Annotated in this window: 23 protein-coding genes; 18 read left to right on the forward strand and 5 right to left on the reverse strand. The window is 68.4% G+C overall.

The genetic code is table 11. The features are described 5' to 3' along the window. A partial coding sequence (locus tag ACLD7X_RS06440; protein WP_411422700.1) for a DoxX family protein occupies nucleotides 1–462 on the reverse strand: 462 nt, incomplete at its 3' end. A gap of 298 nt (nucleotides 463–760) precedes the next feature. Further along, nucleotides 761–1,447: a hypothetical protein gene (locus tag ACLD7X_RS06445; RefSeq protein WP_411422702.1), complete on the reverse strand. Its 687-nt coding sequence runs from the start codon at nucleotides 1,445–1,447 to the stop codon at nucleotides 761–763. Between the two features lie 121 nt (nucleotides 1,448–1,568). Here ACLD7X_RS06445 and ACLD7X_RS06450 point away from each other — a divergent pair, with 121 nt between their 5' ends. Both ACLD7X_RS06450 and ACLD7X_RS06455 read left to right on the forward strand, forming a co-directional pair. Beyond that, on the forward strand, nucleotides 1,569–1,712 hold the full coding sequence (locus ACLD7X_RS06450) for a chlorophyll a/b-binding protein (RefSeq protein WP_087067963.1): 144 nt from the start codon (nucleotides 1,569–1,571) through the stop codon (nucleotides 1,710–1,712). A gap of 50 nt (nucleotides 1,713–1,762) precedes the next feature. Further along, complete coding sequence (locus ACLD7X_RS06455) at nucleotides 1,763–2,443, forward strand: hypothetical protein (RefSeq protein WP_411422703.1); 681 nt, start codon at nucleotides 1,763–1,765, stop codon at nucleotides 2,441–2,443. 29 nt (nucleotides 2,444–2,472) lie between these two features. On the opposite strand, the gene ACLD7X_RS06460 is transcribed toward ACLD7X_RS06455, so the two are convergent. Together ACLD7X_RS06460 and ACLD7X_RS06465 are read right to left on the reverse strand one after the other, a co-directional pair. Continuing rightward, nucleotides 2,473–2,676, reverse strand: coding sequence for a hypothetical protein (locus tag ACLD7X_RS06460; RefSeq protein WP_412006816.1), 204 nt, complete (start codon nucleotides 2,674–2,676; stop codon nucleotides 2,473–2,475). Between the two features lie 41 nt (nucleotides 2,677–2,717). Continuing rightward, nucleotides 2,718–4,877 (reverse strand): glycogen debranching protein, encoded by a 2,160-nt coding sequence (locus ACLD7X_RS06465; protein ID WP_411422705.1) that lies wholly within the window; start codon nucleotides 4,875–4,877, stop codon nucleotides 2,718–2,720. A gap of 59 nt (nucleotides 4,878–4,936) precedes the next feature. On the opposite strand from ACLD7X_RS06465, the gene ACLD7X_RS06470 reads away from it, so the two are divergent. The 13 genes from ACLD7X_RS06470 to ACLD7X_RS06530 all read left to right on the forward strand — a co-directional run bounded on the left by ACLD7X_RS06470 (nucleotide 4,937) and on the right by ACLD7X_RS06530 (nucleotide 15,365). After that, nucleotides 4,937–5,653, forward strand: a complete 717-nt coding sequence (locus ACLD7X_RS06470; protein WP_412006815.1) for an MBL fold metallo-hydrolase — start codon at nucleotides 4,937–4,939, stop codon at nucleotides 5,651–5,653. Between the two features lie 191 nt (nucleotides 5,654–5,844). Continuing rightward, nucleotides 5,845–6,120, forward strand: coding sequence for an HU family DNA-binding protein (locus ACLD7X_RS06475; RefSeq protein WP_411422707.1), 276 nt, complete (start codon nucleotides 5,845–5,847; stop codon nucleotides 6,118–6,120). A 158-nt stretch (nucleotides 6,121–6,278) separates the two neighbouring features. Continuing rightward, nucleotides 6,279–7,280, forward strand: coding sequence for a tRNA glutamyl-Q(34) synthetase GluQRS (gene gluQRS / locus ACLD7X_RS06480; protein ID WP_411422708.1), 1,002 nt, complete (start codon nucleotides 6,279–6,281; stop codon nucleotides 7,278–7,280). 75 nt (nucleotides 7,281–7,355) lie between these two features. After that, entirely contained in the window at nucleotides 7,356–7,652 is a 297-nt protein-coding gene (locus ACLD7X_RS06485; protein WP_411422709.1) for a hypothetical protein, read from the forward strand. Next, nucleotides 7,652–8,059 carry a hypothetical protein gene (locus tag ACLD7X_RS06490; protein WP_425625109.1) on the forward strand — a complete coding sequence of 136 codons (408 nt, stop codon included), beginning with the start codon at nucleotides 7,652–7,654 and terminating at the stop codon, nucleotides 8,057–8,059. Before ACLD7X_RS06485 ends, ACLD7X_RS06490 begins: the two co-directional genes overlap by 1 nt. 71 nt (nucleotides 8,060–8,130) lie before the next feature. After that, complete coding sequence (locus ACLD7X_RS06495) at nucleotides 8,131–8,673, forward strand: NAD(P)H-dependent oxidoreductase subunit E (RefSeq protein WP_411422711.1); 543 nt, start codon at nucleotides 8,131–8,133, stop codon at nucleotides 8,671–8,673. Next, nucleotides 8,673–10,349 (forward strand): NuoF family protein, encoded by a 1,677-nt coding sequence (locus ACLD7X_RS06500; protein WP_411422712.1) that lies wholly within the window; start codon nucleotides 8,673–8,675, stop codon nucleotides 10,347–10,349. The genes ACLD7X_RS06495 and ACLD7X_RS06500 overlap by 1 nt, the downstream gene beginning before the upstream one ends. Further along, complete coding sequence (hoxU, locus tag ACLD7X_RS06505; RefSeq protein WP_411422713.1) at nucleotides 10,346–11,065, forward strand: bidirectional hydrogenase complex protein HoxU; 720 nt, start codon at nucleotides 10,346–10,348, stop codon at nucleotides 11,063–11,065. The genes ACLD7X_RS06500 and hoxU overlap by 4 nt, the downstream gene beginning before the upstream one ends. Nucleotides 11,066–11,067: 2 nt before the next feature. Then, the gene (locus tag ACLD7X_RS06510) at nucleotides 11,068–11,643 is read left to right on the forward strand and encodes an NADH-quinone oxidoreductase subunit B family protein (protein ID WP_411422714.1); all 576 of its coding nucleotides are present in this window, start codon (nucleotides 11,068–11,070) and stop codon (nucleotides 11,641–11,643) included. Nucleotides 11,644–11,663: 20 nt separating this feature from the next. Then, the gene (locus ACLD7X_RS06515) at nucleotides 11,664–13,124 is read left to right on the forward strand and encodes a Ni/Fe hydrogenase subunit alpha (protein WP_411422715.1); all 1,461 of its coding nucleotides are present in this window, start codon (nucleotides 11,664–11,666) and stop codon (nucleotides 13,122–13,124) included. Nucleotides 13,125–13,377: 253 nt separating this feature from the next. After that, entirely contained in the window at nucleotides 13,378–14,196 is an 819-nt protein-coding gene (locus ACLD7X_RS06520; RefSeq protein ID WP_411422716.1) for a hypothetical protein, read from the forward strand. Between the two features lie 212 nt (nucleotides 14,197–14,408). Continuing rightward, on the forward strand, nucleotides 14,409–14,720 hold the full coding sequence (locus ACLD7X_RS06525) for an OsmC family protein (protein ID WP_411422717.1): 312 nt from the start codon (nucleotides 14,409–14,411) through the stop codon (nucleotides 14,718–14,720). A gap of 354 nt (nucleotides 14,721–15,074) precedes the next feature. Next, nucleotides 15,075–15,365, forward strand: coding sequence for a hypothetical protein (locus ACLD7X_RS06530; protein ID WP_411422719.1), 291 nt, complete (start codon nucleotides 15,075–15,077; stop codon nucleotides 15,363–15,365). A gap of 80 nt (nucleotides 15,366–15,445) precedes the next feature. Here ACLD7X_RS06530 and ACLD7X_RS06535 read toward each other — a convergent pair whose 3' ends face one another. Further along, nucleotides 15,446–16,387 carry a GNAT family N-acetyltransferase gene (locus ACLD7X_RS06535; RefSeq protein ID WP_411422720.1) on the reverse strand — a complete coding sequence of 314 codons (942 nt, stop codon included), beginning with the start codon at nucleotides 16,385–16,387 and terminating at the stop codon, nucleotides 15,446–15,448. A gap of 193 nt (nucleotides 16,388–16,580) precedes the next feature. Here ACLD7X_RS06535 and ACLD7X_RS06540 point away from each other — a divergent pair, with 193 nt between their 5' ends. From ACLD7X_RS06540 to hypA, 3 genes are all read left to right on the forward strand, one after another. Then, nucleotides 16,581–16,787 (forward strand): hypothetical protein, encoded by a 207-nt coding sequence (locus ACLD7X_RS06540; RefSeq protein WP_412006812.1) that lies wholly within the window; start codon nucleotides 16,581–16,583, stop codon nucleotides 16,785–16,787. A 105-nt stretch (nucleotides 16,788–16,892) separates the two neighbouring features. After that, entirely contained in the window at nucleotides 16,893–17,339 is a 447-nt protein-coding gene (locus ACLD7X_RS06545; protein ID WP_411422723.1) for a hydrogenase maturation protease, read from the forward strand. Continuing rightward, complete coding sequence (hypA, locus tag ACLD7X_RS06550) at nucleotides 17,332–17,679, forward strand: hydrogenase maturation nickel metallochaperone HypA (RefSeq protein ID WP_411422724.1); 348 nt, start codon at nucleotides 17,332–17,334, stop codon at nucleotides 17,677–17,679. The genes ACLD7X_RS06545 and hypA overlap by 8 nt, the downstream gene beginning before the upstream one ends.

The following is a 17,679-nucleotide window of genomic DNA, read 5'->3' on the forward strand; positions in this document are numbered from 1 at the left end:
GATGTGGTGGTAGGCGGCCACGCCCATCGTGCCGGCGATGGCGAGGGCCCCCAGGGGGGTGAGCAGGCCCAGGATCAGCAGCCAGCTGCCCACCACCTCCGAGAGGCCGGCCACCCAGGCGAGCACGAGGGGAAAGGGCAGATGCAGGGACGCCACATAGGTGTCGGCGAAGGCCTGGGGATCGGCGAGCTTGTCCTGGCCGTGGTGGATCATCATCAGGCCGATCGCCACGCGCAGGATCAGCAGGCCGGCGTCGGCGAAGACACCACGCCCCAGCAGGTAGCGCTGCAGCCCGTTGCGGACGGCGGGGCGCAGCACCAGGGTGGTGAGCGGGCCGGGGGCGGGGGGCAGAGCGCCGCTGCGGGCGGCCTCAAGGTCGGAGCGGTTCAGGCGCAGGAACCACAGGGCCAGGCAGGCCGCGGTGAAGCCGCCGAGACCTTCCAGCAGTTGAAGGGTGGACATGGAGCGTGCACGCAGGCAGGGATGGCAAGACTCTGGCAATCCACGTAACGGAACGTGAAGGCGCCATGGCAGGCCGCCCGCCACCCCTGGCAGGTCCCCGTTGCCCGCGGGGACCTGCCACAGTGTTCACACTTCTTAATGCCGTCATGACCGTCGGGGAGCTCTTTCTGGAGTCGGTGTCCACCGGGGTGATCACGCCCGCGGAGCTGAGCTGGGTGGCCGGGCGTCAGCACCTCTTCTCCAGGGTGGAGGAGGCCGCGGCGGTTCGGCTGGGGCGCCTGCTGGATCAGGGGGTGATTCAGCTCGGCTGCCGGCTGGGCGTGCCCCGGGTGGCCTCTGGGGCCTCCATGGCCTCCGGCGAGGGCGCCAGGAAGCGCGCCGCGTAGCGCCGACCCCGCTCCAGGAAGTCCTCGCCGAAGAGCTCGCCGAACTGGTCTTCCACCCCTCCGAAGGCCCGTCGCATCCGCTCCCGTCCCAGCGCCAGGAACTGCCCGGCGGACTGGGCATAAAACGACCGGGCGGCCGCGGCATCGCCGTTCTTGAAGGCCGCGATGTACAGCCCGCGCACCGCATCGAGCCAGGGGACGACGCTGGGGTCGAAGTCGACCACGGCCCCATCGGGCCAGCGGATCTGCTTGCTCACCATGAACCCCATCACGGTCTTCATGCAGGCGCGGGTCCGCTCCACCCCGAGATGGCCGTCGAGTTTGCGGCGGAAGGCCCACTGCACGCAGCCGTTGGTCACCTCTAATGCCCGCAGCAGGGCGACCGCCTCGAGCTGGTCGGCAGGCAGGGTGCGCCACTGCTCGAAGGCCCGCTGCACCTCTTCGGTGAAGCGCTCCGGATCGGCGTCCAGATACTCCTCGAGATCGGGGACGTCCCGAAGGCGTGCCCACACGACCGCGCCGGCGCTCGAGCTGTCGGTGGTCGGGCTGGCGGTGGCCAGGTTGTTGGTGGCCAGGTTGTCAGGGGAGTCCGGGGCCATCGTCGACGCGGGTTCAGGAACCAGCCTGGAATCCTCCCGCTTTCCCATGGCCGGCTCCGGATCGCCCCGGATCCCCCAACTGCTGTTACAGTTCCTTCACATTCCGCAACTAAGCGAAATCATGTCCGACTCCACCTCCCGCTTCGGCTTCGTGGCCTTCGCCGAAACCTGGAATGGCCGCCTGGCCATGCTCGGCTTCGTGATCGGTCTCGCCACCGAGCTGCTCACCGGTCAGGGCATCCTGGGTCAGATCGGCCTCGGCTGATCGCCCCCGGCACCCCGCCGGGCGGTGCCGTCGTTCCCGGGAACCAGGCCATGTCCGCCTCACTCGCCTTTGTCCTGGCTCCCCACGATCACCTTCCCCCCGACGGCCCCGCCGTCTGGGGGGATCTGCTGCAGGCGCAGAGCCAGGGAATCCGCGAGGCCCAGGCTCTGCGCCTCTTTGATGTTGCGCCATCCCTGGTGGCTGCGCTGCCCGGACTCGGCTTCGAAGGAACCGTTCCGGCCGGGCTGCAGGGCCAGGAGCGCTGCCGGCTGATCTGCGACGCCGCCATTCCCCGCTTCGCCGTCGACTCCCTCTGGCTGGCGGCCTACGCGGTGTCCTGCGATGACCCGCAGCAGGTACATGCCGTGGATCGCTTTCCCCTGCGGGAGGCGCACAACGAAGCCTGCTGGTTCTATCCCACCGACGATGGCACCTACCTCTCCTGGCAGAACGCCCGTCAGCTGACGCTCGGGCCTGGCACCCTGGCCGACCCCGCTGTGCCGGCCGCCCCTGAGGACTACCGGCGCAGTGATGTGCACGTGCTGTGGTCGCTGATGGCTGACGACCCTGATCTCACCTGTGTGGGCATCACCTGGAAGGGCGTGCGCATCGCCTGGCCGGAGCTGGATGTCCAGCCGGCGGCCATCGCCACCTGGCGGGCCTTCGAGGTGGTCAGCAGTGCATCCCCCAGCTACCGCCCCCTCGCGCTCCACACCGTCCACCCGGCCTGAGGGACGGCCGGCCGGCCGGGTGGGCCGGTTCAGGAGGCCTTCTGATACAGCGCCTCCAGCCGTTCCCGGTTGAGGTCGACGTAGAGCAGGGCTTCGCCCGGTTCGGGGGCTTCGGGATGGCGGCGGGTCCGCCGGGCTGCCGGGGCTGGGGTGACGAAACCCTGGCGCATCAGGGAGAAGGCCCCGCAGAGGATCACAGCGAACGCCGCGACATAGAGAACGGAAAACAGCACAGCGGGCCCCGCAACGGCCACCAACCTAATGTAAAGAAGTGTTAAACGTGGCTGGCGCTGGCGTCCCCGGGGAGGCTGAGGCCAGCCATCCGGCGTCGTGACACCAGCAGCACCAGGCTGCGGCTTTCCAGGGGAAGACCTGTGGGCTTCCAGGCCTGAGGCTGTTGCGGCAGGTCCTGGCCAGGGGGCAGCGCCGTGTCGAGCACCCGCAGCCATCCCGAGGTGGAGACGGGCAGGTCGAAGTGCACCGCCTTGCTGTAGGCGTTCATGGCGCACCACAGCAGGGGACCCTGCACGTTGTCGTTGATGCTCCAGGCCAGGGTGTGGGACCAGCTGGCCCAGTCCGGTCGGGCGATCTCCACGCCGTGCCACTGGCGCCAGAGATGGGTGGGATCCTCCTGGCGTCGCTGGGGGCGCTCCGGCAGCGGCACTTCCGGATTGAGCAGGTCGAGCAGATGGGCGCGCAGGGCCAGCAGCCGCTGAAGGAACGTGCGCAGGGCGAGGTCGTCGCCATCGGGTTGCCAGTGCATCCAGCCGAGCGGGTTGTTCTGGCACCAGGTGTTGTTGTTCCCCCCCTGGCTGCGCCGCACCTCGTCGCCCATCAGCAGCATCGGCACGCCGGGAGCCAGCAGCAGGGTGCTGAGCAGGTTGCGCAGCTGGCGCTGCCGCAGGGCCGTCACCGCATGGTCGTTGCAGGGCCCCTCCACCCCGTGGTTCCAGCTGTTGTTGTGGTTGTCCCCGTCGCGGTTGTCCTCGCCGTTGGCCAGGTTGTGCTTGCCGTTGAAGCTCACCAGATCGGCCAGGGTGAAGCCGTCATGGGCGGTCAGAAACGTGATGGCCTGACCGGGATGGACCGGCACGTGGTGGTAGAGGTCGGGGCTGCCGCTCAGGCGCTGTCCCAGGGACCACACGCACTTCTCATCCCCCTTCCAGAAGCGGCGCAGGTCATCGCGGAAACGGCCGTTCCAGGTGGCGATCCGCCGGGCCGGAAAGTCGGCGAGTTTGTAGAGACCGCCACAGTCCCAGGGTTCGCTGATCAGTTTCAGATCGGCGAGATCCGGGTCGGCCTCGATGGCCTCGAACAGGGGTGGGTCGTCGAGCGGCGTCAGGCCGTCCCCCCGACTCAGGGCGATGCCCAGATCGAAGCGGAAGCCGTCCACCCCCAGTTCGATGGCCCAGCAGCGCAGGGATTCGAGGATCAGCCGCCGCACCAGGGGACGGTTGGCGGCGATTGTGTTGCCGCAGCCGCTCACATCCAGGTAGTCCCCAAGGGCGTTCTGCTGGTAATAGAGGCGATCGCAGAACCCCCGCCAGCTGAGGGTGGGCCCTTGCCGGTTGCCTTCGCTGGTGTGGTTGTAGACCACATCGAGCAGCACCTCGATGCCCGCCTGGTGGCAGGCCGTGACCAGCTGGCGCACCTGGGCCCGGGCCGTGAGGGGGTCGTCGCCCAGCAGGTAGTCGGGATGGGGGGCCATCCAGCTGAGCGGGCTGTAACCCCAGTGGTTGCGGCGCCCCGCCGGGGCGTCGCTGGGGTCGAAGGCCATCACCGGCAGCAGCTCGATGGCTGTGATGCCCAGCTGCTGCAGGTAGGGCAGGCTGTCGATCAGGCCCAGCAGGCTGCCCTGCCGGTGGGAGGGCACCGGACACCCCGGTCCCTGGGTGAATCCGGCCACGTGCAGCTCGTAGATCACGCTGCGCTGCCAGCTGTGGCGTGGACGGGGCGCGGCGCTGAAGTCGAACGACTCCCGCTCGGTCACCACCCCCTTGAGGCAGCGGGCGGCGTTGGGGACACTGCCCACCGCTGCGTCGCGGCTGTAACCCCGCCAGCCTGCGATGGCACGGGCGCAGGGATCGAGCAGCACCTTCGAGGGGGCGAAGCTGTGCCCCCCCGGCTGCAGCGGTCCGAACACCCGGTAGCCGTAGCAGGCCCCCAGCCCGATCCCCTCCACCTCCACGTGCCAGTGGTCGGCCGAGCGGTGCCGCTGATCCAGCTCCACCACCATGGAGGGCTCCGTGGCTTCGCCATGGGGGAACAGCAGCAGCTCCACCCGCGTGGCCAGCGGCGCCACCACCGAGAAGTTCACCCCCCGGGCCGTGGTGCTCGCCCCGAGCGGCCCGGGCCTGCCGCGCTGGATCCGGAAGGGGCCGGTCCCGAGGGGAGGGGCAGCCGCCGCAGGCGCCGGGGTGGAAGGGGCAGACAACGGGGCAGGCCAGTGCGACCCACAAACTAGGCAGAGGATCGGAACCAGGCCCGGTGTCAGTGCAAGCTCCCCCTCCGGAACCGGGTCGTCCCCCCCAGCTGGTCCTCCCCGGCCTCTGGTTGTTCGCCCCCAGCCGGGACACTCAGGGGGGCAGCAGCTGGTTGCTGGAGGCCGCCCACAGCGGGCTGGCCGGGGATCTGCTGGTGGACTGCCCCGGCTACAGCCAGGCCAACCTCGACTGGTTGCGGGCCCGCCCCCTCGGCGGCACGGTGGTGATGACCAGCCGTGAGGGTCATGGCCGCTGCCGGCGGCTCCAGGAGGCGATCGGCTGGGACGTGCTGGTGCAGGAGCAGGAGGCCTACCTGCTGCCCGGGGTGAGCGGCCTCCGCCGCTTCGGCGCCGAGTCCCGGCTGGCGCCGGGGGTGGCCCTGCTGTGGACCCCGGGGCCGACGCCGGGCGCCGCCGTGCTCCATGTGGCCGGCCCCACCCTGAACGTGCTGTTCTGTGGACGTCTGCTGCTGCCCGTGGGGCCGGGGGCGCTGGCGCCGCTGCGCACCGCCCGCACCTTCCACTGGCCGCGTCAGTTGCGGAGCCTGGCGCGGCTGCGCCGCTGGCTTCCGGAAGGCTCGCCCCACTGGATCGCCTGTGGGGGCGGGCTGGGGGCGCTGCGGGGCCAGAAGCTGGTCGCCGGCGGGGCGGCGCTGCTGGCCGGTCTGGATCTGGAGGAGGGCCTCAACGTCCCCGCGGGTCCCCTCGGCGCCCGGCGGGAGGGATAGTTCGGTGCGGATTTCGCCAATCGAGCACCAAAACCGTTGCGGCATCCTGCTTCTCGGTTGCGGCAATCGAATGGGCCCCATACCATTGGCGCGCTTGACCCGTAGACGGTTGGGGATGTCCGACCCGCCTCCCCAGATCGCCTGTCAGACCGCCACCCACCCGACCGCCACCCAGAGGCTTAACCCGTCCCATGAACAAAGCTGACCTCGTCAACCTTGTGGCTGCTCGCACCGAGCTGACCAAGACCGAAGTGTCCCAGGTCGTCGATGCCGCCATCGACACCATCATTGATTCCGTGGTGGAGGGCAAGAAAGTGTCGATCCTCGGTTTCGGATCGTTCGAGCCCCGGGAGCGTTCCGCCCGCCAGGGACTCAACCCGAAGACCGGCGAGAAGATCAAGATCCCGGCGAAGCGGGTGCCCGCCTTCACCGCCGGCAAGATGTTCAAGGATCGCGTGCAGGGCTGAGGCCACGCCGAGCCTCCCTGGCCATCCTGTCCGGCAGCCGAGGGCTGCCGGGTTTCTGCGGCGGCCCGTCGGGCCGCCTTTTTCGTGCCCTTCTCTCCCTTCTCTGCGGCCCATTTGAGTCGCCCATCTGCGTCGCCCTTTATGGCGTCGTCTTCCGTGTGCTTCGTCTGCCCCGTCATGTCCAGGACCTGATCGCTGCCGGCGTGGCCGGGCGGGCCCGGGGCTACCGGGGGCGCTTCGCCCCGTCCCCCAGCGGGGCCCTGCACCGCGGCAACCTCCGCACTGCCCTGCTCAGCTGGCTGGAGGCGCGGCTGGCCGGAGGGGAGTGGCTGCTGCGGATCGATGACCTCGACACTCCGCGCAACCGTCCGGGGGCTGAGGAGGCGATCCTGGCCGACCTTCGCTGGCTCGGCCTCGACTGGGATGGCCCGGTGGTGCGCCAGAGCCGGCGACGCGGCCTCTACGCCACGGTGCTCACGGCCCTCAGACGGGCCGGCGACCTCTATCCCTGCCGCTGCAGCCGTCGGCTGCTGGCCGATGTGTCGGCCCCCCATGGCGCCTGGCCGGTCTATCCGGGCTTCTGCCGCGACAGCCAGCGCGGCTGGGGATGGCGGGACGGCCGTCTGCCCAGCTGGCGCCTGCGGCTCGACGCCGGATCCCTGACCTGGCCGGAGCGCACCGGTCCCGAGGGGAGGCTGGATGCAGAGCGCCAGGTGGGCGATGTGGTGCTCCGCCGCGCCGATGGGTTTCTGGCCTACCACCTCGCCACCGCTGTCGATGAGCTCAGCCTCGGCATCAGTGATGTGCTGCGGGGGGAGGACCTGTGGCGCTCCACGGCCGCCCAGGTCGCGGTGATGCGGCATCTGGGGGCCGAGCCCCCCCGTTACGCCCATGTGCCCCTGTGGCGGGAGCCGGGGACCGGCCGCCGGCTGAGCAAGCGCGACGGGGCCGAGGGGCTGGCGGGTTACCGCCAGCGGGGCCTGGATGCCCCGGGCGTGATCGGGGTCCTGGCGGCCAGCGCCGCCCTGGTGCCACCCGGATCCCGGCTGAGCGCGGCGGAGCTGGTGCAGAACCTGAGCCCCGGCGGCCTGCAGCGGGTGCTGAGCGGTGCCGGTGTAGTCGCCAACGCGGAGACGGCAATGGAAAGCCCGCAGGCTTAAGGAAGCTTTCGGGATCGGCGGCGGCAAATCCACCCAGACTGAACCCACTCCTCCCGCTTCACCCGAGCCCCTGCGATGAACTCCCTGGAAGGGCTGAACCGGGCCCGAGAAACCTGCCTGCCGGAGGCCCCGGCCCCCGGACCGCTCAACAAGCCGCTCAACAAGTCGGTCGCCAGGTCGGTCGCGGACGAGGTCTGCAGCCACTGCGGCGGCAGTGGCATCCTGCGCCTGGATGACCAGCGTTTCCGCACCTGTCTGGACTGTCTGGGACAGGGACGACGCGTGCGCCGAGCGTCCGCCACCACCACCGCCGAGGTGCTCAAGCTGGCCCGACCCGGTCTCAGCGGGTCGGCTTCTTCTTCTGCTGCCTGATGAAGAAGGCGGCTGTCGCGACCACCACGGCCAGGGGAACGGCCGTCAGCAGCAGCAGGATCACGGCTGTCCAGTCGGTGTACATCGCCGCCAAGCATTGCTCTGCCATCATCCCAGCCCGCATCCCCGGCGGCCCCACCGCGTGGCTCGGCTCGTGGTTCGCGCCCACGGCCCTCATGCTTGCCCTGCTGGTGTCAGCCATGCCGGTGGGGCCTGCCGCGGCCGATGTCGTCTTCGACGACTGCCACCCCACGGCGGACGGCGGGGTCACCTGCGACACCCACCCCACCGGGGACACCCTGATGGATGACGTGGATGCCCGCTTCGGCCTGTTCAACGAGGCCAGTCCCGGCTGGAACGAGTTCGAACCCTTCGATGACGAAGGCTTCGGCGGGAATGGCGACTGAGCCTGGCCCGCCCTCAGCGCTGACAGCGCCGGGAAACGCTGCTAGCCCCGGTGTGGCGATCAGGGCCGACCATGGCAGCGACGATCCCTCTTCCTGAGCCCACCGCCGAGCTGCCGCTCGAGGCGGTGGAGCGCACCAGCCGGCTGATCCGCCAGCAGCGCGGTCGCGCCGATGCCCTGATCGAGGTGCTGCATCAGGTGCAGGAGCTCTACGGCCATCTGCCCCCGGCTGCCCTGGCCCAGGTGGCGCGGGAGCTGAGGCTGCCGCTCTCGCGGGTGCAGGGGGTGGCCAGCTTCTACCACCTGTTCCGCCTGGAGGCGCCCACCGCCCACCGCTGCGCCGTGTGCCTGGGCACGGCCTGCTTCGTGAAGGGCGGCGCCGAACTGGCGGAGCGGCTGGAGCGGCGCCTCGGCCTGAAGCTCGACGACGCTGCCGGCAACGGCACCTGGGCCCTGGAGCATGTGAGCTGCCTGGGGGCCTGCGGCCAGGCACCGGTACTGGTGGTGGACGGCCAGCTGGAGCCCAGGCTGCCGGTGGACGATCCCGCCGCCCTGGAGGCCCGCCTCGAGGCCCTCGGCCTGGCCGCCGGCGATCCCGTGGGGGCAGGGCGCTGATGACCGGCCCCACCCCGCTGCAACTGCGCTGCTGCGGCGCCAGCGGCTGCCGCTCCGCCGGCTCCGAGGCCCTGCGCTTGGCGCTGCTGGCCGCCCGCGACCAGCTGGGCGGCGCCGCCGAATCGGTGACGATCAAGCCGGTGGGCTGCCTGCGGCTGTGCGGCCGCGGCCCCCTGGTGGCCCTCGATCGCACTGGTGAGATCGGCGAGCCCGGCGAGGGGCCAGGCTCCGGCAGCACCGAGCTCTATGCCGATCTCACCCCCGAGCAGGCGTCCACCCTGCTGGAGGTGGCCACTGGCCTGGGCGCCGGTCGCGCCGATGGGCTGGCCGGCCAGCGGCTCGAGGCCGCCCACCCCTTCTTCGCGCTGCAGAAGGCGGTGGTGCTGGAGGGCTGCGGCGTGGTGAACCCCGAGTCGATCGACGACGCCCTGGCCCACGGCTCCTACGCCCAGCTCAGGCGGGTGCTGCTGGAGTGCTCCCCCGAGCAGGTGCGCGACCAGGTGAAGCGCAGCGGCCTGCGGGGCCGCGGCGGCGCCGGCTACCCCACCGGCCTGAAGTGGGACACCGTGGCCCTGCAGCCCCCCGGGCCCCGCACGGTGGTGTGCAACGCCGACGAGGGGGACCCCGGCGCCTTCATGGACCGCAGCGTGCTGGAGAGCGATCCCCACCGGCTGATCGAGGGCATGGCGATCGCCGCCTTTGCGGTGGGGGCCGAGCATGGCTACGTGTACGTGCGGGCGGAATACCCGCTGGCGATCGAGCGCCTGCGGCTCGCCCTGAAGCAGGCCCGCGCCAAGGGGCTGCTGGGGGTGGGCATCGCCGGCAGCCGCTTCAACCTGCGCCTGGAGGTGCGGGTGGGGGCCGGTGCCTACGTGTGCGGCGAGGAAACGGCGCTGCTGGCCTCGATCCAGGGGCAGCGCGGCACGCCGCGGCCGCGGCCGCCCTTCCCCGCCCAGGTGGGTCTGTGGGGAGCGCCCACCCTGATCAACAACGTGGAGACCCTGGCCGCGATTCCAGCGATCCTGCGCGAAGGGGGCGACTGGTACGCCGCCATGGGCACCGAGGGCAGCAAGGGCACCAAGGTGTTCGCCCTCTCCGGGGCGGTGGAGCGCACCGGGCTGGTGGAGGTGCCGATGGGCACCAGCCTGCGCACGGTGGTGCAGACCATCGGTGGCGGTGTGCCCGGCGGCGAGGGCCCCGACGCCGGCGTGAAGGCGGTGCAGACCGGCGGCCCTTCGGGGGGATGCATCCCCGCCCACCTGCTCGACACGCCCGTGGACTACGAGAGCCTCAGGGCCCTGGGCTCGATGATGGGTTCGGGCGGGCTGGTGGTGATGGGCGAGCGCACCGCCATGCCGGAGGTGGCGCGCCACTTCATGCGCTTCAGCGTGAACGAGAGCTGCGGCAAGTGCGTGCCCTGCCGCGCCGGCACCGTGCAGCTGCTGCAGCTCCTGGATCGCTTCGTGGAACGGCGGGCGTCGCTGGAGGATCTGCGGCGGCTCGAGGAGCTCTGCCGGATGGTGGGCGCCACCAGCCTCTGCGGCCTGGGCCAGGCGGCGCCCAACCCGGTGCTCAGCACCCTGCGCTACTTCCGCCAGGAGTACCAGGCGGCCTGCCGGGAACCGGCCCAGTGCGAACCGCTCGATGCCTGCCTGCTGCAGGAGGTGAGCCCATGAGCGTGCACACCCTCACGGTGGATGGGGTGGAGGTGGCCGTGCCCGATGGCGCCAGCCTTCTCGATGCGGTGCGGGCTGCCGGCGCCAGCCTGCCCACCCTCTGCCACCTGGATGGCCTCAGCCCGGTCGGCGCCTGCCGGCTCTGCCTGGTGGAGCTGGAGGGCAGCGGCCGGCTGCAGCCGGCCTGCGCCACCGCCGCCAGCGAGGGCCTGGCGGTGCTCACCAACACCCCCCAGCTGCAGGAGTGGCGGCGGATGGCGGTGGAGCTGTTCTTCGCCGAGGGCAACCATGTGTGCGCCTTCTGCGTGGCCAACGGCGCCTGCGAGCTGCAGGACGTGGCGGTGGCGGTGGGGATGGACCACTCCCGCTTCCCTTACCAGTACCCCCACCGTCGGGTGGACGCCTCCCATCCCCAGTTCGCGATCGATCACCACCGCTGCATCCTCTGCACCCGCTGTGTGCGGGTGTGCGACGAGATCGAGGGGGCCCACGTGTGGGACGTGGCCAACCGCGGCGCCGACTGCTCGATCATCGCCGGGCTGGATCAGCCCTGGGGCGAGGTGGCGGCCTGCACCTCCTGCGGCAAGTGCGTGGACGTGTGCCCCACCGGCGCCATCTTCCGCAAGGACGACACCACCGCCGAGAAGGAGGCGCACCGCGAGCGGCCCCGGCTGCTGCGCAGCGCCCGCGAGCAGCACCAATGGCAGAACCAGTGACCATGAGCACCCAGGCACCCAGGCTGCGTTTCGCCACCGTGTGGCTGGCCGGCTGCAGCGGCTGCCACATGTCGTTTCTCGATCTCGACGAGTGGCTGTTCGAGCTGGCCGCCCATGTGGACGTGGTGTTCTCGCCGGTGGCCAGCGACGTGAAGGAGTTTCCCGAGGGGGTGGACGTGTGCCTGGTGGAGGGGGCGGTGGCCAACGCCGACAACCTCGCGCTGGCCCTGCAGCTGCGCCAGCGCACGCGGCTGGTGGTGTCGTTCGGCGACTGCGCCGTGAGCGGCAACGTGCCGGCCCTGCGCAACCTCTGGAGCGGCGTGGATGGCGGCAGCCGCCAGAGCGTGCTGGATCGGGGCTACCTGGAGCTGGCCGACACCGGCGCCCAGCATCCCCATGCGCCGGGGATCGTGCCGGAGCTGCTGGAGCGGGTGCGGCCGCTGCACGAGGTGATCCCGGTGGATCTGTATCTGCCCGGCTGTCCGCCGAGTGCGGAGCGCATCCGCGCCGCCATCGAACCGCTGCTCCGCGGCGAGACGCCGGCGATGGAAGGCACGGCGATGTTGAAGTTCGGCTAGCTGCCAGCAGGACCCACCCCATGACCCGCACGATCACGATCGACCCGGTGACCCGCATCGAGGGGCACGCCAAGATCACCCTGCACCTCGATGAAGCGGGCCGGCTGGCTGATGCCCGCTTCCACGTGGTGGAGTACCGCGGCTTCGAAACCTTCTGCGAGGGCCGGCCGTTCACCGAGATGGCAGGGATCACGGCGCGGATCTGCGGCATCTGCCCGGTGAGCCACCTGCTGGCCGCGGCGAAGACGGGCGACAAGCTGCTGGCGGTGCAGCCGCCGCCGGCGGCCCGCCAGCTGCGGCGGCTGCTCAACCTGGCCCAGCTGTGCCAGAGCCATGCCCTCTCGTTCTTTCATCTGAGCAGCCCTGATTTCCTGCTGGGCTGGGAGAGCGATCCGGCCAAACGCAATGTGTTCGGGCTGATGGCGGCCGATCCGGATCTGGCCCGGGCCGGCATCCGCCTGCGCCAGTTCGGCCAGCAGGTGCTGGAGCTGCTGGGGGGCCGCAAGATCCATTCGGCCTGGGCCGTGCCCGGCGGCGTGCGCACGCCCCTGAGCGCCGAGGCCAGGGCGTGGATCCTGGAGCGGCTGCCGGAGGCGAAGGCCACCACGGCCAAGGCGCTGGAGATCTACAAGCGGCTGCTGGATGGGCCGCTGCAGCGGGAGCAGGGCAGCTTCGGCGATTTCCCCTCCCTGTTCATGGGCCTGGTGGGGCCGGGCGGCCGCTGGGAGTGCATCGACGGTCTGATCCGCTTCACGGACAGCACCGGAGCGGTGGTGGCCGATGGCCTCAGCGAAGACGACTACGCCAGCTTCCTGGGCGAGGCGGTGGAGAGCTGGAGCTACCTGAAGTTTCCGTTTTACAAACCCCTGGGCTATCCCGGGGGGATCTACCGGGTGGGGCCCCTGGCGCGGCTGAACGTGTGCGAGGCGATCGGCACGGAATGGGCCGATCGGGAGCTGCAGGAGTTCCGCCAGCGCACCGGCACCGTGGAGAGCAGTGGCCGCATCGTGACCTCCTCGTTTGCCTATCACCACGCCCGGCTGGTGGAGATCGTGGCCTGCCTGGAGGGGATCGAGCAGCTGGTGGTGGACGACAGCCTGATGCGTGGTCGCATCCGCGCCCGCGCCTCCCTCAATGCGAATGAGGCGGTGGGGGTGAGCGAGGCGCCACGGGGCACCCTGTTTCACCACTACCGGGTGGACGACGACGGCCTGATCACCCGCGTGAACCTGATCATCGCCACGGGCCAGAACAACCTGGCGATGAACCGCACCGTGGCCCAGATTGCGCGGGAATTCATCCCCGAACCGGTGGCCGAGGGGGCCGAGATCCCCGAGCCGCTGCTGAACCGGGTGGAGGCGGGCATCCGCTGTTTTGATCCGTGCCTCTCCTGCAGCACCCATGCGGCGGGTCAGATGCCATTGCACGTGGAGCTGCGCGATGCTGCAGGGGGGCTGGTGGCGGAACGGCTGCGGGGGTGATGGGGCTGGCGTGTTGCCTTGGTTTGAACGGTTTCTGCTGATGCGCATCAACTCCAGGACTCCGACGCGCTTGTTTGAGAGCCATTGCTGCGAAAGGGGTCTCGGGTGATGTCCTCTGACGTGTGGGCGCTCATGCCGCTGGCTCGAGAGGATTCCTGTGTCAGGAGGATCAGCCCAGATGGCGTTAGGCAAGGTGGCTTTGTTTCGCGCGCTTTCTCTGCTCTAAAGTCATGCTTGTTCGATATTTGCCATCATGGCCGAACCTTCGGAACTTAACGATGAACCCTCGCAGGAGGATCTAGCCATCAAAAATCAATCCCTGGCTGCCAGGTTGCAGATAGCCGTTGCTATAATGGTTCCATTTTTTGGCGTAGTGAATACATGGCAATCTCAGTATCTCCAAACACAGCTGCAGCAGGTGAGGCAAGAAGCGGAAAGAAAGCAGCAGTTTGCAGGCAGCATACAATCACAGTTGGATAATCTCACGGGCAAGGATCCCACAAAGGCCAAGGTGGCACTGGCGAGTCTTTATACTCTTGCGAAAGAGGAGGGCGACAAGACAATACTCTTTACCATCGCGATTGTAAGCCAAAATGAAGAATTGAAGAAGACAATAGCGTCATTGGTCGCGGATGACAGCGCCGCGTCGCAAGAATTTAAAGACAAACTTATTTCTAAGCTCGGAAGAATCGTTGACGTCCATGGCCGCACGTCATCAGCGTCTGATTCGAGGCCTCAGAATGATCTCTCCACTGAGAAGCAGCTGCTTGAGCAGTTGACACAGGACAAGAAGAATCTAAGTGGTTGGATGTACTTGGGCAAATCGGCGGCCGGTGGTAATCAGCTTGGCTCAGACAAGACGGTGACGAGCAGCCGGGTTCCAGGGAAGAATGAAGAGATCACGCTCCAGACAGCCTGTAACCTGAGGGAAACCGCGCCAACTGGAAGGGCGCTCGGCAGCATCAAGGGTATTGTCAGTAAAGGCACTAAGGCCAGGGTGCAAGAAATAAAAAGAAAAACCCTTGATGGGTCAAGTGAAGCGGTATGGGGCAGGGTTACCATCAGCGACTAGCTCAACCCACAAGGCCCAACGGGCCCCTTGAGTGGATAGGCCGCCATCGAGTCTCTGAACGCGTTCTGCACTCCCTTTCTGCCACTCAGGGCAGCGTTGAGAGTAGAGGTCACGATCGGGCATCAGCCATCGGTGGTCCCATTCCTTGGGATTCCAGCCTCAGTGCCCGTGTGTAGCGGGGTGAATCCATCAGCAGCTGGACATTCTCAGCGGTGAAGGCGTCCCATGGCGCCGGCCAGGACTTCCCCGACCGGGAGGGCAAGTTCGTGATGGAAGCCGACGAGTCGCCGCTTCTGCTGGAGTCCGTGGAATCGGCGCTTGTGGGCGATCTGGATCTGCGTGGATTTCTAGGGCTTGATCCCGATGCTCGCAAGGGATACAAAATAGTGAGCATGGAAATGCACATCACGGGCGCTCTCAGTGAGGCTCAGGAGCGGGAAGTGATGGGGCTCGGTTGCACCTACTCTCCCGTCTTCAGCATGATGTCACCGGGTGTGCCGATCTCCGTGGACCTGGTGGCATGAGCAGCCACTGCAGCATCTGGCCTTGGCATGACGCCCGTGCTTCCTCGATCTCGGCAGGCCGTTCTGCCACCGCTGTGGGGGCTCCTGTTCGGGGGGCTGCCGCCCTGGCCCACCCCAGGCGCCGACCGATGTCGATCAGGGACTTCGATCAGGGGCTTCGTTGTTGCGATGCGTTCAACCATGCGGAAGCGAACCGGGCCTTCCGCCATGCCGTTCAGCTCGGTCCCAGCGGTGTCCTCAGCTCTTGGGGGGAGACCGGGGCCAGGGCAGCGTGTCTGCAGGCCCGCGCTCTCCGCGGCTCGCCGAGGATCGCGGAGGGCTGCATGCCGCCTGGGCCGACGGGCTGGGGGGCTGGTGCGGAGTGATCTGGAGGATCGGGACATCCGCACCCGCCAGGCGGAGGCACTGATGAAGCTCGCTTCTTGGCAGTACTGGAACAGGGATGGATCTCCCAACCATCCCGGGGCTCACCTCCTCTCCATCCATGCGGTCGAGAAGGTGCAGCCGGATCGGGCCGTGAAGGCCGCTGAACGACTGCTCGGTCACATCGACGTGCGGCTGGCCTGCCAGCACAAGGCGATCACGGCCTACGAACATGCGGTCCATGCCGAGGAGGCCTACATCCGCGAGGATCGGCCTGCCTGATCAGGCCGCCCTGGCCAGCAGGATGAGCCCGATGGGCAGCACAGCCGCCAACGGCTCATGCCGGGACAGGTGCGACGGAGTCAGCGCCAGTCATCGAGGATGAAGACATCGGGTCTGTTGTACCCAGGGTCGTTGGGCCTGTGCATGACGACACCGGGCATTTCTGTACGAAAACCTCGGGCAACCATGCACGCATGGGCAGCCTCATGGCTGGTGTTCACACCGGCCAGCAGACGCGTGAGCTTCCGGGATGCTCCATGACCTTCACACAGGGCGAGCAAGGTCTCGAACTGTTCGGCGGCCCGGGGACCGGAGCGCACGGCACCAAATTTGATATAGCAGACACCACGGCCGGCCTCGCTGCCGGCGCCGCAATGGCAGACCGCAAAGGCTGCCAGACCTGCCCCATCCCACAGCAGCACCGTATCGCCCAGTGCCTGGGCCTGAACGGCTTCGATCTCCCGTGAGAGATCCAGGCCTGGGTAGAGCGCATCCGTGAGGGCTGCACAGGCTTGGAGACAATCCAGGCGCTGCTGGGGGGTGAGCTGGGAGTAGGTGGTCCCAGGCATGTCCGAGCCATCCATCTGGATCGGCTTGGCCATGATGAAGGTCAGAAAGCGTGGATAAAATCCAAACTTTGCATACAGCGCATGGTGCTTGGGGCTGTTGGCAAAGGTGAACAGTCCGGCTTGCCGAATCTCCCATTGGTCAAACAGATCCATGACCGGCTCGATCAGGCCTTGGGCAATGCCTTGATTCCAGTGATCCGGGTGAACGGAGAGGGGCCCAAAGGTGCCCACGCTCCCCCAGCGACAGGCGATGTTGCAACCCACCAACGTTCCGTCCAGATCGGCTGCGAAGGCTGCTGTCGGGTCGAGCTTCCAACGGGGTTGGACGTAATTCGCATCGCCACCGAAATCTCTGGGCTCAGGCAATCCGACGAACGTGCCAAAGGCGAGGCGAAAGAGATCTTCAGCCTTGGCCAGCTCCTGCTGTTGAAGAAGTCGGATGGAAAGGTTCACGAGCGGAACGCTGCTGTCCTGGGATGGCAAAGCGTAGCGATAGCTGCTCGGGCACCAATGGCGACTCCGCAATCATCACAAAGAGTCATAGCCTTCCGTCTTGAGCGCAATCAACGCGCCCTGGTCTCGGTCTGCCAGGCCCTCGCCACCGGCGATGAAGGCTGGGCTCAGCCCTCTCCAGGCTCCCGAATGGATGCTCGAGTTGTTCGCGTCGATCGACGCGTTGGATGTTTCGGTGGGATCCGGATTTCTGGTCTTTGGCGGTGATGTGGTGATGCGGTTCGGGCCTGAAACCATCCAGGGCATCGAAGCTGTCAAGGATTTCCTTGAAGGATTTCTTTGTGAGATTGGATGCTCCCTTCGACACCCAGCACGTCGCAGATCGGCTGCTTGGCTGTGATCGTGCCTTCTCGATGCAGGGAAGCGCCATCCTCAGCACGAAGGGCGATCGCCAGGGGCAGGCCCTCAGGCCTCGCCATCCTGGGGATCTGGCCAGGGGATCCAGATGCAGCAGCAGGGCGTGATCGGCATCGGCAACCCCCTGCGCGGCGACGACGGCGTGGGCCCGCGCCTGGCTGAACAGGTCGGTGGCCGCAGCGTGCATCAGCTCACGCCGGAGCTGGCGGCTGAGCTGGCGCCGCTGCAGCGGGTGCTGTTCGTGGATGCCTGGCCTGTGCCCCCTGCTGCGGCAGCCAGGCCCCTGCCCCGGCTCGATCCGCTCACGAGCGCGTGCTCCCGTGGCCATGCCGGCATCAGCCATCACCTGGATCCCGCCCATCTCCTTGCGATCACGGCCGCCCTCTATGGCCGTGCCCCCCGCGCGGCCCTGCTGCGCGTGCCGGCCTACGCCTTCCAGCACGGCACGGAGTTCTCGCCGCCGCTGCTCGCTTCCCTGCCGGCGGCCCAGGAGCTGCTGCAGCAGTGGCTGCAGGAGGGGCGCGGCGATGCATGAGCTCAGCCTGATGGAAGCCGTGCGCCGGCAGGCCCTGGAGCAGGCCGAGCGTCACGGCGGCGGCCGCATCACCGCCATCACCCTGCGCATCGGCAGCCTGGCCGGCGTGGAACCCGAGGCCCTGGCCCTGGCCTTCGACGTGGTGATGGCCGGCACGGCCGCCGCCGGGGCACAGCTGCGGATCGAGCCGGTGGCGGCTGCCTGCTGGTGCGGCCCTTGCCAGGCTGAATTTCCTGCTCTGGATGGGCTGTGTGAGTGCCCTCGCTGCGGAGCCATCAGCCGCCAGCTGTTGCGCGGCCGTGAACTGCAGCTGGCCTCGCTCGATCTGGTGGATTCCTGA

Source organism: Aphanothece microscopica RSMan92 (assembly GCF_046613545.2).
In the GTDB taxonomy this organism is placed as follows: domain Bacteria; phylum Cyanobacteriota; class Cyanobacteriia; order PCC-6307; family Cyanobiaceae; genus NIES-981.

What these genes read in the sequence shown, in the direction of transcription:
- ACLD7X_RS06445 (WP_411422702.1), bottom strand. Translation starts at nt 1,447, where the DNA reads ATGGCCCCGGACTCCCCTGACAACCTGGCCACCAACAACCTGGCCACC.
- ACLD7X_RS06450 (WP_087067963.1), top strand. Translation starts at nt 1,569, where the DNA reads ATGTCCGACTCCACCTCCCGCTTCGGCTTCGTGGCCTTCGCCGAAACC.
- ACLD7X_RS06455 (WP_411422703.1), top strand. Translation starts at nt 1,763, where the DNA reads ATGTCCGCCTCACTCGCCTTTGTCCTGGCTCCCCACGATCACCTTCCC.
- ACLD7X_RS06475 (WP_411422707.1), top strand. Translation starts at nt 5,845, where the DNA reads ATGAACAAAGCTGACCTCGTCAACCTTGTGGCTGCTCGCACCGAGCTG.
- ACLD7X_RS06485 (WP_411422709.1), top strand. Translation starts at nt 7,356, where the DNA reads ATGAACTCCCTGGAAGGGCTGAACCGGGCCCGAGAAACCTGCCTGCCG.
- ACLD7X_RS06490 (WP_425625109.1), top strand. Translation starts at nt 7,652, where the DNA reads ATGAAGAAGGCGGCTGTCGCGACCACCACGGCCAGGGGAACGGCCGTC.
- ACLD7X_RS06495 (WP_411422711.1), top strand. Translation starts at nt 8,131, where the DNA reads ATGGCAGCGACGATCCCTCTTCCTGAGCCCACCGCCGAGCTGCCGCTC.
- ACLD7X_RS06500 (WP_411422712.1), top strand. Translation starts at nt 8,673, where the DNA reads ATGACCGGCCCCACCCCGCTGCAACTGCGCTGCTGCGGCGCCAGCGGC.
- hoxU (WP_411422713.1), top strand. Translation starts at nt 10,346, where the DNA reads ATGAGCGTGCACACCCTCACGGTGGATGGGGTGGAGGTGGCCGTGCCC.
- ACLD7X_RS06510 (WP_411422714.1), top strand. Translation starts at nt 11,068, where the DNA reads ATGAGCACCCAGGCACCCAGGCTGCGTTTCGCCACCGTGTGGCTGGCC.
- ACLD7X_RS06515 (WP_411422715.1), top strand. Translation starts at nt 11,664, where the DNA reads ATGACCCGCACGATCACGATCGACCCGGTGACCCGCATCGAGGGGCAC.
- ACLD7X_RS06520 (WP_411422716.1), top strand. Translation starts at nt 13,378, where the DNA reads ATGGCCGAACCTTCGGAACTTAACGATGAACCCTCGCAGGAGGATCTA.
- ACLD7X_RS06540 (WP_412006812.1), top strand. Translation starts at nt 16,581, where the DNA reads ATGCTCGAGTTGTTCGCGTCGATCGACGCGTTGGATGTTTCGGTGGGA.
- ACLD7X_RS06545 (WP_411422723.1), top strand. Translation starts at nt 16,893, where the DNA reads ATGCAGCAGCAGGGCGTGATCGGCATCGGCAACCCCCTGCGCGGCGAC.
- hypA (WP_411422724.1), top strand. Translation starts at nt 17,332, where the DNA reads ATGCATGAGCTCAGCCTGATGGAAGCCGTGCGCCGGCAGGCCCTGGAG.